Below are 14,417 nucleotides of genomic sequence, written 5' to 3'. Positions count from 1 at the left end.
TCGGCCAGTACTTACGCTAGTATCGCGAATTCCCCCTCGGGGGAATTCCTTGCTAAAGAGTTTACACAAAATTATTGACAGACCCGACCGTTGAAGCAACTCTATTGGCCAATCAATCATAAATATTTCTTTATCTGGCACTTCATCTATTTCAATTGGAATTAACACGTTATCGATTATTTCATCCGTATTAATACTATCATCAATGATTTTTTCACCTATATGATTACACCACTTAATAAACTTAAAAATTTGACCTTGCTCTTTAGACCAGATTCTTCCCTTGTAAGAACAACCAATATTTACAGGTGTTCCGTTTTCAAATCCACTTCCAGAAACATTTGACTTTGTAGATGTAGATTTTTGTGACGGACTTAAAGCTTGTGCTACATCTGCGCCAGTATACATCGAATATCGCAAATTTCGTCTTCCCGGTTTTTTAAGTCCAATATTTTGAAAAATCAATCTTGAAATCCCGCCCAGTGAGCGAAATACAGTATCACCCATTTGAAGAAATGCTTTATCACCTGATACCGCATTAGCAAGTTCTGGATGAAGAGAATCTTTGTCACTTGAATGGATAAACAATAATCCTTGTTCCGAATTATAGTACATGATATATAGATCCCATTTTTGATCAAAGGTTGATTTCAGTCGACTCCATTTTACTTTTACTTTGCTTTCCGTAACAAAGTAAAGTGCTTGTTCTTTTTTGTTTAGCTAAGCACCCCTTATTACAATTTTGTTATCCAAACCTTCATAGAACTTCTTTGGATCAAAGGTTGGAGTTTTATAAATTGCTGTACTGAATTTAGGTGAAAGCATTTTTGGAGAGAGCTTCTCCTGCTCTTTATCTAATTCAGATTCAAATAATTTATCGGAATTTTCAAGGAAGTTTACCATTTCTGCGTGTTCTTTAACCGAAGCAGAGGCATACTCATTCAATAATATGTTCCAATCTGCATCCTCACTATATAACCTTTCTAATGACTCTGTTACTTGTTGATTTGCTATATTTGCTATTACCGTAGCATTACCAAGTCGCCCACCAGAAGATCTGGTAAATCTTCCTATAAACTGAAGTAAAACAGCCAAACTTTTATGAGTATCATGCAGTGCTGCAATTTTTAGTTGTGGTAAATCATATCCTTCTCCAAGCATGTCGACACATACTACAATTCTAGAGTCTCTATTATTTATTCTATCTATAATTTTACTATTATCTCCTTGTTCACTATGCACCATTATAGGATTAAGATCAGCAGCCATGTTTCTGTAAACAATAAACACTTCATTTGCTCGGTCTATACTAGAACATCTCGCCATTAGTATATGGTCGTATCCATTATTGATATCGTCAATAAGTTTTTCTACTGCTGCTGCAGCTAAAGTTTGATCAGAAAAATCACTTCGTAATTCAAATACAGGTTGAAACTTTATTGGTTTAAAATAACCATCACTTTGTGCTCTTGAAAGAGGGTAAGAGTATATTACTTTTCCATCAACAGGTTTCCCATCTCGCCGAAAGGGAGTTGCTGTAAATTGAATGACAGGTTTCATAGAAAACGCTTCTCTTAACTGGTTCCAACTATCAGCTGCTATGTGATGGGCTTCATCTATTATTAAATAACTGCAACGTTCAGCAATATCATTCATCAATTTTATAGCATTTCCCTGAGCTACTGTGCTAATGGTAGCAACTACAACATTACAAGTCTCAAATATCCCAAGTTCATATTTATTTAAAGGTCGATGCTTTAATATACCAACTTTCGGATTCTTCGAATTTTTAGGAATATTTCCTAGATGCTTTAACAACCCAAGTTCTAAAAACTTTCGAGCAATTTGATCCCTGAGTGCTCGAGAAGGAACAACAACTAAAACACAACCTCTGATATAATTTACAAGGGTTCCTAACATTGTTTCAGTTTTCCCTGTTCCTGTAGGCATTATAATTGTTGCCGGTTGCGAGGATATACTCCAATGTGCTCCAATAGCATGTAAGGCACCAATTTGAGGCGGTCTCAAACCTTTTGTTATAACTTTACCTGTTACTCCATCAATAAGTTCTTCTTTAAAACGAAATTTATGTTGCCAATCTCGAGTCGCTTTATCACGATATTGTACTGTGGGAGTTTCTTGATCAGAAGTGTAACTACGATGCCATATCCATATCAACTCTCCGTCTTTAAGTCTTAGAATGCCATCTACTTCAATCACATCTGGTATTTGTTTAATCCCCTTTTCTACGATTAATACTTTTTCTCCCGAATCTAACTCATACAAATTATCATAACGTTTACCCAGAAATTGAACTTTAGTTATCTTGTTAATAGTTCTGAATTGTTTAGAGTCCAATACAAGTAATGCTTCCCCTATTCTATATTTTTCCCTTGGAGCCATTAGTCTTGGAAGCTCAATTTGTTTTCCAACTTCTAATAACATGACCTCACCTCAAATAATAAAATGAAAGCATTAGTTATATTAATTATTTTTTATTAATTGCTTGATTGAATAGTTCTTTAGTCGGAACTGAATGATCACCGAATTTTTGCGCTACAAAATGCAAGTAAGTTCTTACTAAAAAGTCACTTTTAGTTTCAATACCACTAGTGTGCTGTTCAGATAATTACATCTGTTACGCTTATGATATTTTTTCATAAATGTATTTTCGCATGAACCCCCTGCTCCTCTAACATATGCAAAAGCACCCGGCCGTCAATTAATTCAATTGGCTTGTCCTTGGCAAAACTTCTAGCGTCGGGTCCATAAGTCGATGTAGTAACCAATATTCCTTTCGACGCATTCTCGTTCATCATAGTACCGTACAAGTCTCGGACTGCAGCTACCTCTACAGTATTTTTATATCTTTTTGCTTGTATTACGTATTTCCCACCAAAAACAGGGCGTGGGTCAAAAGCAATGACATCCACTCCACCATCTCTGCTAGATCGTGTCAGTTTGGATTCAAGACCTATTTTCGAAAACAAGTTACATACCAAATGTTCAAAATCAAAAGGGTCCATCTCCAGAAGGTTGGTTCGTGTATCAAGAGTAGATATCATATCTCTTTCATTTACAAATCGTTTATCATACATTACAAGATCAACAATTGGTTTGACAGGAGTGAGTTCAGTTACTGAAGGGGAGAGTTGAGCTTTAAGACCCTTTACACATGCAAGAATATCCACTCTGGCAAGATCAAACTTCATAAATTCGTCTTTTCGGGTCTGAATGGTCAAAATGCACGGCCGAATATCGAGCCCCGTACTTAAGTCCACTGTGGATACCACTCCATTGAACACGACAGAATCCAAATGATTTCCTTGGTCAGCTTCAAAAAGCTCATGGAGTGTACGAAGTGCTATCGATGCTACAAGTGTAGAATAGATTTCATTCAATTCCTTGGATTTAAAAGGTACTCCTTTAATCTCATCGCGGCTCTGTGTATATTTATATTCCTTATTCTTGGGGACTGCCGTCACATCCGGCAATTCATATTCCACTAACAATTCTTTGCTCTCTTCTATATAAAACAATTCAAAGGTTTGAGGAAAAATATCGCTGTAATTAGAACGTCCCAGAACGAGAGTGTTGTAAGCCTCAATGGCTTCTTTTTCTTTACTGAAATAGCTTGTCTTAAAATCGTCAACGGAGCTGTTATGAGATGATATTTCCCCTAAATACAAACGTTTAGCCTCGTCATATTCTGCTCTTGCAGAACTGAGGAATATTTCATTTTCCTTAATCAGTTCATTTATTTTATTTTCAGCGGACTCATAGTTGCGAAGGGCATAGTTATATGCATTCTCCGCTTTTTCAATAGATCTTAGACGCGCTTTTTTCCCGAGTCCAATAATCTTCTCCATAAAAGAGGCTTCCATAGAAATTCCTGCAAAAAATCTTTCCCGTACTGGTACAGGATTAGCTGGAAGAGGCTTAACATATGGTTCAATAAACTCAGGATATTCATCCTTCTTATATAATGATTCAAAAGAAATCTTGTCATCCACGCTGAGCGTTTCACTAATAATCGAATTAAATTCATTTAATCGATAAAAAACTTCTTCATTATAATCATTGCTTTCTTCTTTACGTCCTTCTATGTATAGGGCCTTTTGTTCTTTTTCGTATGCCTTCTGTTCACGTATAGACTGTTTAATGGCACGTTCATTCTCGCGTTCATATTGCCGCTGCAGCCTTAAATGCCGTTCCTGTTCACGAATAGCAGCATTCCTTGATCTTTCAGCTGCACGCTGTGCTTTTGCTGTTTCTTTGATAATTTTATTAACTGTACTTCCAAAACTACGAGCCACCCTTACCCCTCCAGATTACGTTAAATAGGATCATGTTTATCCAAATTATAACACCATATTTCAAATGTTTTACATGGAGATCCTACTTTTTACATAATTCTTTTAAACTATACGTCTAAATTTCGACAACAAAAAGAGTCTGTCTATAGACAGACTCGGATGACTCACCGCTTCACCTTATAAAACTCATGATACAGCTTCATGAGCGCTCTTTTCTCAATCCTGGACACATAACTCCGCGAGATCCCCAGCTCCTTGGCGATCTCCCGCTGCGTCCGCTCTTCCCCGCCTGTATCCAGTCCAAACCGCCCAACCACAACCTCCTTCTCCCGGTCATCTAGGATGTCCAGGTTGCGGTAGATTTTACTCTTCTCAATATTCAGATCCACTGTCACCAGCAGATCGTCGGCTCCCGAGCCTAAAATATCTATTAAAGTAATCTCATTACCTTCTTTGTCCGTTCCAATGGGATCGTGCAGGGGCACGTCCTTGCGGGTCTTTTTCAGTGACCGTAGATGCATCAGAATCTCATTCTCAATACACCGTGCAGCAAAAGTGGCCAGTTTGGTCCCTTTGTTTGGACGATAGCTTTCGATAGCCTTAATGAGACCAATGGTTCCAATGGAGACTAAATCCTCCATGTCCTCACCGGTATTGTCGAATTTTTTGAGGTTATGGACAGGATACGATGTCAGTATTTCAATTCATTTATTATTTTTATCTATTGAAATAATAGCAGATACTTCTTTAATCCAATCACCTCTTAATTCTTGTCCAAACAATTCTTGGTAAACTTTCGCCTTAATCTGCACCATCTCTTTCTCTAAACCGCTATCTTTTTCTTGGAGAATTTTCAAGTCTGTATCAGATAAAGGTTTACTCTTTGACGCAACATATTTTCGATATATAGCAGCATCCATACGCCAAGCATAGAACTCTGCTGAGAATTTTTCCTTCATATTATTCATCATCTGAATGCCTGGAACGTCAAGGTCTCCGGAATAATAAATAACACAGTTTGGATTTGCTGTAAGACACTTTTCTATAAATACTTTAGAAGCGGTTCTAGCTTGACCTATAGTACAAAGTAAGACTGGAAAATCTGAAGGTAGTTGCTCCAAAGTTAATTTGTTTAGATTAAGAAATTGGATTGTTTCATCTACCAGATAAGAAATTACAGACGGATTTTCAATAATATACATTGACGAGTATTTTGGTAGTTGTTTCATTTCTTCAATTTCACGTAGATTTAATGTTCGAGGAGAAATTCCATTAACCAAATGTGGTACAAAAACATGTGAAATCGAACTAAGATCGTCATCTAAAATGTCAAAATGCCTATAAACTTGCCGCTCTAACAAATATTCTGGAATGACTGTCAAATGACTATTAACATTCTCGCTTAGCATTAGACTTTGGCTACTTATATCATCGAGGGCACTCCATAATAATCTTCCTATTACATTTGTTTTATCAAAAGCATGTGAATCTTCGGTAACATAAGCAGCGAACATAGGCAACCTAATTTTCCCAATAGATATTCCACAAGCTCTAAACATCTCGTCCTTTCTCATGAGCAAATGCCAAAGAGCGCTTATACAGGTGAATAATTCTGAATCAACATTTGCGCCTCTATCAAAAGCAATACTCAAAATCCTATGACCTTTGACATCTCCCGCTTTTAATCTATCAAACCATTTAAATGTCTTCTGGAAAAAACATTCTTGCTCAGAATCAGAAACATTGAATCGCATAATAAAATTTTGTTCTACGCGTACAAAAAGATTCTCCCATGCTGAAACTTTTAATTCCTTTTGTTCACGCTTAGTAAGTAATTGACGGCCATAATAGAGCTCTAACAACTCAATTAGAGAAATCGAGTAACCTGCTTCCATGACCGCTTTTTCAAAGTCTATTGCAGGAAAACGCGGTCCCTTGTATCGAACGCCAAGAAATCCCCTTAGTGCTTTTTCCTCTTCTCTAGTAGGCAGCATTTTAACGGTGCCGAATGCCCCATAGCTTTCAAACTTCTTACGAAACAAATCGAAGAGGCGATTGAAGCCGCCGCTACGCCGAAAAATCTCGATTAATTGCCACTTATCCTGCATCGCGAGAATACTCCTCAATATTATTCTCTACCGATAGAAGATGTTTTTCTTTACCGTCCCAATAATAACGTGCAACAGCGAGCACTGGAGAATCTACAGAGCGTAGAATTTGAGCAATGGAGAGTTCATCTACCGTATCATAACACCCCCATAACACCTGAGAATTCATAATATAATCAAATTCAAAGTCGTGAACGAGTTGGAACATTTGTGCAATATTTTCACTATCAATACCTGCAAACGCCTCATCTAGAGAAATCACACGAGGGGCATCAGGTGCAGCATAAGAGTATTTGGCTGCTATCGCTGCAAATAATGGCGAATAAATACTCATCGCTTTTTCACCTCCGCTAAGTTCCCCAAACACCTTATTTGTAAAACGTTCTTCTGGAATTCCCTTGCGTGTGATGAACATATCAAATCGGTACCACTTGCGGTAATCCAACGCCTTTTTCATCTCTTCAAACATAGAAAAGCTGGTGTCATCTTTGTATTTTTTGCGAACTTCATTAATCTTGGATGTAAAATGCAGGCGTACTTTTTCCTTTTGTAATGGCGTCAAAAAGACAGATTCCTTGGACAAGTATGACAATAACTCAGTCGTCGAAATTTGGTCCTCTTCTTTGCTAGTGAGAGGAACCCACTCAAGTCGCATCTGAATCGTGCCGGTTACACGCTGCAGCATTGCGTTAGCATCTTGCTCCCATCTCTTCGCGGATCTTACTTTCTCATGAATTGCAGTACCGATGACATCAATAAGCACTTTTTCAAACAACTTTTGCTCCTCTTTCTGTATATGTCCCGAAATAAGTTTTAATTGATCAGCAACTTGGCTATGCACTTCACGCGGTGTATCCTCCACATGCTGAGGCGCAAATACCAAAAACTGTCGCGAGCAGTGCTGCTCAAAGATTTGCCAGTATGCGTCTTCCTTGTCTTTAGCCGAAATCTCAAACGGAAATCTCCATCGAGATTGCTTAAGGACATAGTCCTCAAGCTCACGCTGAGCGTGGGCTTCCGCACCATTCAGTGCTAAAAGCACCATATCTAATGAAAATTCTTTGCAAGTTCCCTCTAATTCAACTATTACCTGGGCAGGACTCTTTGAATGACAAACTAAACCAAAGGAAATCTCTTTTTCATATAATTTTCTCCATGCGTTGACCAATCGTAGCCTTTCTTCCATAAGTGGTTGCTCTTTCTCTAGTTTCTCTTTTAAGCTGCGAATACTTTGTTCTGTTTCATTTATTAGTTTAAGATTTACTTCCAACAATTCATCTGATCTCTGAACTGCCTTTCTTGCTACCTCAATTTCTTGCTTTACATCTGTATCGCCAAGATCATGAATTTCCTTGAGATACATCGCTTGATAAGACTTATTACGCTCAATATCTTGCTCAATCTCAGCTCTGGCATCTGTAAGGTACTCATGAAAATTTAACAAATGTCCTTTCTCCGACACACAATCAGATATTGACTGATATGCATCAAGCCACGCTCTGTGTACCCTATGCAGCTCAGTTAGCATATATTTGTAATGTTCAATATCACTAAGAGCTCTTTGATAACTGGTGTACGTGAGTGGAAGTTCCATGCTTTCTGCTGCATAGTAAAGCGTATTTCGCGCTACTTGAGTATCGTTTTGGTAAAGTCGCAGAACCGTATGTAGTCTTTCCATCATAGAAAGCTGGGTTACTCGTTCCTGGGTCTTGTTTTCATAGCGGGTGAATGAACCGAGCAACACTTCCATTGATGGAAATATCTCTCTCTCCATGTGAAGTAAACGCTGCTGATTTTCGATAGAACAACATTCAGAATCCAATTCATATTTTCTACTCATGAGTTCCTCAATTAGCTTTTGCAATTCGTTTAGCCTGCGAGCACGAATTTGTTCACGCGCTGATTCTCCAATATAGAAATTCTCATATCGGGGTGCTAATCCCCCAATCATGCCGCTTCGGAACTCCCCCGTTTCAAGTATATATCCTTCTTCATGGGGAACAATTGATATAGTTTGTAGCACAGCATCAATGTCATTCTCAGAGAGCCCGTTAGTTGGTACGGAACGCAAATAAGTCAGCATATTTTCTTTTTTGTAAGAGCCTTTTTGTACCACAGTCATAGAATCAGTAACCATTGAAAGATCACTTTCATGCACGATAAGTGCTGTTAGAAGCCCTGCTCGAGTGATTGCACCTTCAATAGCTTCTTTTACAGACGTATCTATATGATCTAAAAACTCAACGGTCTCGTAAAAATACGCAGTACGGATATTCTGTGTGCGCAAGTGCTCCATCTTTATAAGCTCAGAAGCAGTAAGCTCAGGCATTATTTCTTTATGAACTGACAGTTCATAAAGCTGTGTCTCTGTGTCCTCGATTTTCTTTTGGAGAATACCTATGGTGGCTGTGATGTTTGCTCGCTCTTCTTGGAGTCCGGTAAGACGTTTGTGGAACAAATTATTTATCCAATCTATAACTGCTGCAGTGGATGATTCATCCAATAGTTCCCCAATACCCTGCAAAATTTCCCGTGCTTCAAGAAGCTCATTAGGCTGGACTTGAAATTGTCGAGCTCCCTCCGCCCATTCCATAACTTCATGCTCGACTATATCTGCATTTTTATTATGTTCTTTCCTTAATGCACGGATCTCTACCTCTATTTCCTTTACATGCTCTTCTTCAATTGCTAAATTTTGCTGCAACTGCTCCTCATGTTCGAGCCGTGCTTGTAAGGAATGTAATTGGCCCGCGATTTCCTGTACCCTGATATGATACTCATGAAGAATTTCTTGCCAGTTTTTAAATCCTGCATCCGAAAAACCCTTAAGATTTTGTTCAAAGTACTGACTTAAAGTAGTATGTGATAAGAAAAAAGTATCATCCGCAAGCGCCTCGAGCTCAGAGAGCACATCTTCCCGGCTTTTTGCAGCCTTGTATTCCTTTCCCTCATTTTTCTTGATTCGTTCCTCCACCTCACGCTGCTGAGTTGCATTAGTCTCCATGGCTTCCGTTGTACCTTGCAGTTTATGCACTAAATTCTGTAAAACTTTTTTTATTTTGTCTAACTCCTCCTCCATTGTAAAGAGGGCATGCCCATTCAATAAAGCGATTTTTTTATGGAGAGTTTCTTTAATGTTAGTTTGTTCTGTCCGTTTATGTTCTAAATCTTTTTTATTTTCCATCGCTATAGCCTCAGAAAATTTATATTTCTTTATGAGCTCAATTGATTCATAAAGTCGTTTTTCACTGTATATAAAGTGCTTCGCTTTCTCATATAGAGAAAACTTATTGTAAGTATCATACGCATCCGCTAACATCGCTAGGAACCCCAGTTCCTTCTCAAGACGAGCCTTCTTTGCTTGCAGGCTATCCATACTCTCCAATGACGAAGATAGCGGAGCTAATTCAGATTGTGACAATTCAGGAAGAGCATCAGAGAGAACATTGGATACTTCGCTCGCTTTCACAGCGTTGGAGAGTTTGGGACTTCTTAGCTGAAGCAGTACGCCAATCAGTTCTTTAAACTCCTGCGTAGTTTTAAAACGATAAATATTTTGATTCACTAACTCCATGTAACGCTGTTGGCTATCTGTTACTTCTCCGTCTCTGCCAATATGGTCTGCTAAGTCGCTCATAGTTAAAGGAAACTTTTGGCATTCTCCGCTTACAATCTTTTCTTCGTACAACTTAACATCATACCCAATTCTCTTATTGTAAAGGATAAAATACCATGTCTGCAAAGTATTGTCGCTCTCCCGCCGTTTTCCATTCAAGCCGATGCCAACAGTTACAAAGGTATCTCCTTTGCGATATTCTGTATATAAATATCCAGTACCTTCCTCGCGCTTAGACACATGTTTATTTCCCAGCAAAAGATCAATCATTCGCCGATCTTGCGAACCAAATGGATCAAGACGTGACGGTCGCTTATCACCATCTAGCAAAAAGGGCACCGCCATGGTAGTAGAAACTGACTTGCCAGATCCGTTTGCACCACGAACAAAAAGGCGTCCATTACTAAACTCAAAAATTGTGTCACTATGGTACCAAAAATTAACAAGACCAAAGCGATATAAATGAAACGAATTCATTACCCATTACCTCCGCTATTAGATTAAGCATAATCTCCTGTAACTCGGCCAGTAGCAGAATAAAATACAACCTGCTTGTCCATCTGTACTTCTGCCATATGAAAGTCAGACATATATTCCATAACTTCTCTCCAAATGAGAGTGACAGGTCGTTCTGTAAACGATTTGGTCCACCCATGACTATGCAGTTCTTTTATTGCTTGAAACCATTTTAGCGCCTCATATTCCGTGCATGTAATACGCCCATTGTGGTCAAGGGCTACTTTTTGCTCATTTACCATATCCCAAATAAAGGTCGCATACTGTACAGCTACATTTGAGATTTGATCATCTTTTGGATAATAGTCTCCATAACGAACTTCTGAATGTGTGAGCATCGTTGTACGATGGTACCGTTCGAGATGCCAATATTCAAATGACTCAGAAATCATTTCGTTTAGTCTTTCAAACTCCTGCCTATCTTCGAGCAAAATAACTTCCTCTTCTGAAAGTTCATCATCATATATGGCCGATTCTAAAAAAATTCTACGTAGAACCCGCTGTTTTGGTGTTGTGTTATTTGTAATTTCTTTCGTAACATGTTCTTCTAATTGACTCCAGCTTTGGATTTTATTAAGATCTAAGAAGTAAAGTGGGGCAAAATGACGAAAATATGGGGTTGTCTGAAATAAAACATCGTGATTTTTATCGTCTCTGAATCCATCGATATCGCGATCTACGACATAAACGAGCCTTAACATAACGCAATGTTGTAAAACATCTGCAAATGCCCTACGATGTGGACGTTCCTCCCAGGCGAAATGGATGGCATCTTCCGGATAATACATGCGAATAGCATCGCATGCGTTTTGCAAAGTAAACTGCTGGTCTTCACCTTTGTCTTCCAAGTAAGCAAGAAAGCAGCAAAAAAACATATAATGGTGCACTGTTGAAAAGTTATTAATACCCATAAAGGGCTTAGAAGAGACTGGTATTTTCTCTAATTTAATAAACTCAGTACGTAATATTAAACGATAGCCAAAGTAATCTCGCATTATGTCAGCAATATCTGCTTTTCTAGAGAGAATCTGAAAATATAGGTCCGCCTGCTTGTCACGATGAATCCAATAATAATGAAACAAAGCTTCAACACATTCCTGGAGAATCATCTGATCTCTATCCATGATTCCCCTCCATAAACACAAACTCATAATCACTCATCGTCAGGGTACCGTCAGTGGAACGCAAGCGAATACGATCACTAGAACGTAACCTAAGATAAAATCGACGACCATCTTCTGTTCTACTTTCAAATTTTTTTGTAACCATGGCTTGTCCTAATAACTCAAGCAATAAATCCCGCACTTCAGGATATACTACACCGATCTCCTCCAGCACAATTTTCCCATCCTTGATTAAACTATTAAATTGCTCTTGTATTATCCGTGTCTTCTCCAAATGTTCCTGAATTAGGGCCATCTGAGCTAAGGGGTTTTCGTAAATAGGCAGTTTGGTACGTTTATTACGGTTTCCAGGTGTCTTTTTGTTAAGCGGTAGTTCGAATGGATCGCATTCCCAGACATGTTTCGTAATTTCATCCTCGGATTTGTGCGGAACTAAGAAATGTTTTGTATTAGAAGCACCGAACATAGCACCAGCTATAATATCGCACTCCCTTATGCCAGAGGTATTTGCAAAGATACGAGCTAGTTCCAAGTAGTCATTCTTGCGACTTTTAAAGTAATTGAATTTATCACTGATCTGATCCGCAATCCGTACAATTTTCTGAATAGTACCACGTGTCTGCTCGATAAGAAATCGAGAACTCGCTTTGCGGCCATTAATCTCCACAAACCACCCTTTAAAACCTAGCCACTCTGCTCTTCTTCGCTCTAAGACAAGTTCTTCTTCAAACATGTCATTTATTTGTTGTTCTGCTTCGTATGAAATAATTATGGAAATGACATTCTCAATATCTTTTTCATCAATTAGACTGAGGCTTTCTTCAATTAAATCTTTCTTTTCCATAATACCTACCACGAAGTCGCTTAATAGGCTTACAAACTTTTCTTTGTATGGCAGAAAAGATTCTGTGCGAATAAGACGTTCGTATGGTTCGCTGTTTACGTGCGACAAAAAGTCGGCAGTACCGTTACGAAGAGCTTCAAAGCGGGATATAAGATCACGCCAGATGTTCCGGATGTCCCCTATTGATTCTTTGTTCGAAGGATTCCACTTTTTAAGTTTAGTCAGATCCTCTAAAATATGATCCGCTAATACACGCTCGAAAGATCCTCCGCGAATCGCCTGTAGATTATGCCGCATCTCCTCTAAAGTACGTTCTAATGAAATGGTATATTGTGTGACCTCATAGTAATTCTTACGCTTATAAAAATCCTCGATGCGTTGTGCATGGGACTCATCTTGATGAATGATTAGGTTATTCCATTTTACAAGCGACTTAAGGTCTTCTTCCAATTCCTTTTGAGTGTAATCCGTAAAGTAAGCACCGAAAATTTCTGATTTTACCAATTCCTGATGTATCTCATCCAGAAACATATACGCATTATATTCCTGACGATATTTCTGATAAAAAACGTAGCATATAGGACGGTATCTGTCTGATTTTTGAATAGAAAGATATGTAGCTTCTTTAACGGGATTAATCAGAAAACTCATTCGGCAACCTCCTTACAGGAAATATTTATGATCCCTAAATCCTAGTCTAATGTTTATCCAAATTATAACATCAAATTTCAAATGTTTACATGAAGATCCTGCTTTTACATGATTATTTGTAACTACATGTCCATTTCCGACAACAAAAAAGAGCCTGTCATTAGACAGACTCCATAACTCCTACCGCTTCGCCTTATAAAACTCATGATACAGCTTCATCAGCGCCCGCTTCTCTATCCTTGACACATAGCTGCGCGAGATACCCAGCTCTTTCGCAATCTCCCGCTGCGTCCTCTCTTCCCCACCAGTATCCAGCCCAAACCGCCCAACCACAACTTCCTTCTCCCGATCATCCAGGATATCCAGGTTGCGGTAGATTTTGCTCTTCTCAATATTCAAATCCACTGTCACCAGCAGATCGTCGGCTCCCGAGCCTAAAATATCTATTAAAGTAATTTCGTTTCCTTCTTTATCCGTTCCAATGGGATCGTGCAGCGACACGTCCTTGCGGGTCTTCTTTAGTGAACGGATGCGTGCCTATCGCGAAGCAGGTATACCTGGACTGCAAATCAACTATTCAACGGGAGCGCCAGAGCGGCTGACCAAAGAACAACAGGAACAACTGAAAGCGACGATCGTATCCTCGGTTCCACACGAAGTAGGGTTTGAAAGTAAATATAGCTGGACCCTCTATCTCATTGGTGAATATATCAAGCGGGAGTTCGGTCAGTCCTATTCGCTTCGTGGCATTTCCAAAATGGCGCACCGTCTTGGACTCAGCTATACGAAACCCACGTATACGTTAGCTGCTGCGGATGAAGCCAAGCTACAAGTCTTTACAGAGGTGACGTTTCCTGCTTTGAAAAAAGACTAATGGACGAAGATATTACTCATTTGCTCTTCGAAGATGAGTCCATGATCCGGGATTCCCAAGCGCTTTAGCACACGTGGTTTCTCAAAGGCAAACAACGCGTCATCCGGACCACAGGCAAACATCGCGGCGTCAAGTTGTTAGTTGTACTGAATTATATGACGGTTCAAATTCTCTGGAAAGAAGACGAGCAGTATAACGCAGAGACGTTTCTGTCCTTCCTACAAATGGTGGTTGAAGCGTACCCTGAAGGAAGAATTGTCATGGTAATGGATAATGCTCGTATTCATCATGCGAAATTACTTCAACCCTTTCTGGAAGGTCATAAAGAGCGCCTTGAATTGGTTTTTTTACCACCGTATAGCCCAGCA

At 39.0% G+C, this 14,417-nt stretch carries 8 protein-coding genes and 3 pseudogenes; 2 read left to right on the top strand and 9 right to left on the bottom strand.

Annotated features, from left to right (window positions below; translation table 11 throughout):
- The 9 genes and pseudogenes from ACAN55_RS22495 to ACAN55_RS22455 all read right to left on the bottom strand — a co-directional run.
- Window positions 1-615, bottom strand: a pseudogene (locus tag ACAN55_RS22495) (hypothetical protein); the annotation flags it as partial.
- Window positions 616-720: 105 nt separating this feature from the next.
- Window positions 721-2,445 (bottom strand): DEAD/DEAH box helicase, encoded by a 1,725-nt coding sequence (locus tag ACAN55_RS22490; protein WP_379138304.1) that lies wholly within the window; start codon window positions 2,443-2,445, stop codon window positions 721-723.
- 212 nt (window positions 2,446-2,657) lie between these two features.
- Window positions 2,658-4,316: a restriction endonuclease gene (locus tag ACAN55_RS22485; RefSeq protein WP_379138302.1), complete on the bottom strand. Its 1,659-nt coding sequence runs from the start codon at window positions 4,314-4,316 to the stop codon at window positions 2,658-2,660.
- Between the two features lie 164 nt (window positions 4,317-4,480).
- Window positions 4,481-5,020: an RNA polymerase sporulation sigma factor SigK gene (gene sigK / locus ACAN55_RS22480; protein WP_379138309.1), complete on the bottom strand. Its 540-nt coding sequence runs from the start codon at window positions 5,018-5,020 to the stop codon at window positions 4,481-4,483.
- Window positions 5,021-6,424, bottom strand: coding sequence for a TIGR02679 domain-containing protein (locus ACAN55_RS22475; protein ID WP_379138299.1), 1,404 nt, complete (start codon window positions 6,422-6,424; stop codon window positions 5,021-5,023).
- Entirely contained in the window at window positions 6,414-10,517 is a 4,104-nt protein-coding gene (locus tag ACAN55_RS22470) for a TIGR02680 family protein (RefSeq protein ID WP_379138296.1), read from the bottom strand. Before ACAN55_RS22470 ends, ACAN55_RS22475 begins: the two co-directional genes overlap by 11 nt.
- A 23-nt stretch (window positions 10,518-10,540) precedes the next feature.
- The gene (locus ACAN55_RS22465; protein WP_379138292.1) at window positions 10,541-11,680 is read right to left on the bottom strand and encodes a TIGR02678 family protein; all 1,140 of its coding nucleotides are present in this window, start codon (window positions 11,678-11,680) and stop codon (window positions 10,541-10,543) included.
- Complete coding sequence (locus ACAN55_RS22460; RefSeq protein ID WP_379138290.1) at window positions 11,673-13,175, bottom strand: TIGR02677 family protein; 1,503 nt, start codon at window positions 13,173-13,175, stop codon at window positions 11,673-11,675. The genes ACAN55_RS22465 and ACAN55_RS22460 overlap by 8 nt, the downstream gene beginning before the upstream one ends.
- Before the next feature lie 180 nt (window positions 13,176-13,355).
- Window positions 13,356-13,706 (bottom strand): annotated as a pseudogene (locus ACAN55_RS22455) (sigma-70 family RNA polymerase sigma factor); the annotation flags it as partial.
- Here ACAN55_RS22455 and ACAN55_RS22450 point away from each other — a divergent pair.
- Window positions 13,657-14,049 carry a helix-turn-helix domain-containing protein gene (locus tag ACAN55_RS22450; RefSeq protein ID WP_379138288.1) on the top strand — a complete coding sequence of 131 codons (393 nt, stop codon included), beginning with the start codon at window positions 13,657-13,659 and terminating at the stop codon, window positions 14,047-14,049. The pseudogene ACAN55_RS22455 and the gene ACAN55_RS22450 sit on opposite strands and share 50 nt — an antisense overlap.
- A gap of 101 nt (window positions 14,050-14,150) precedes the next feature.
- Window positions 14,151-14,417, top strand: a pseudogene (locus ACAN55_RS22445) (transposase); the annotation flags it as partial.

The organism is Paenibacillus oryziterrae, from assembly GCF_042610485.1.
Classification (GTDB): Bacteria; Bacillota; Bacilli; order Paenibacillales; family Paenibacillaceae; genus Paenibacillus_AQ.
The sequence above is the reverse complement of the archived record's forward strand: the minus strand, read 5'-3'. Positions and strand labels throughout refer to the sequence as shown.

Coding starts and splice junctions, on each gene's coding strand:
- ACAN55_RS22470 (WP_379138296.1), bottom strand. CDS start 10,517: ATGAATTCGTTTCATTTATATCGCTTTGGTCTTGTTAATTTTTGGTAC.
- ACAN55_RS22490 (WP_379138304.1), bottom strand. CDS start 2,445: ATGTTATTAGAAGTTGGAAAACAAATTGAGCTTCCAAGACTAATGGCT.
- ACAN55_RS22450 (WP_379138288.1), top strand. CDS start 13,657: ATGGGATCGTGCAGCGACACGTCCTTGCGGGTCTTCTTTAGTGAACGG.
- ACAN55_RS22475 (WP_379138299.1), bottom strand. CDS start 6,424: ATGCAGGATAAGTGGCAATTAATCGAGATTTTTCGGCGTAGCGGCGGC.
- ACAN55_RS22460 (WP_379138290.1), bottom strand. CDS start 13,175: ATGAGTTTTCTGATTAATCCCGTTAAAGAAGCTACATATCTTTCTATT.
- ACAN55_RS22465 (WP_379138292.1), bottom strand. CDS start 11,680: ATGGATAGAGATCAGATGATTCTCCAGGAATGTGTTGAAGCTTTGTTT.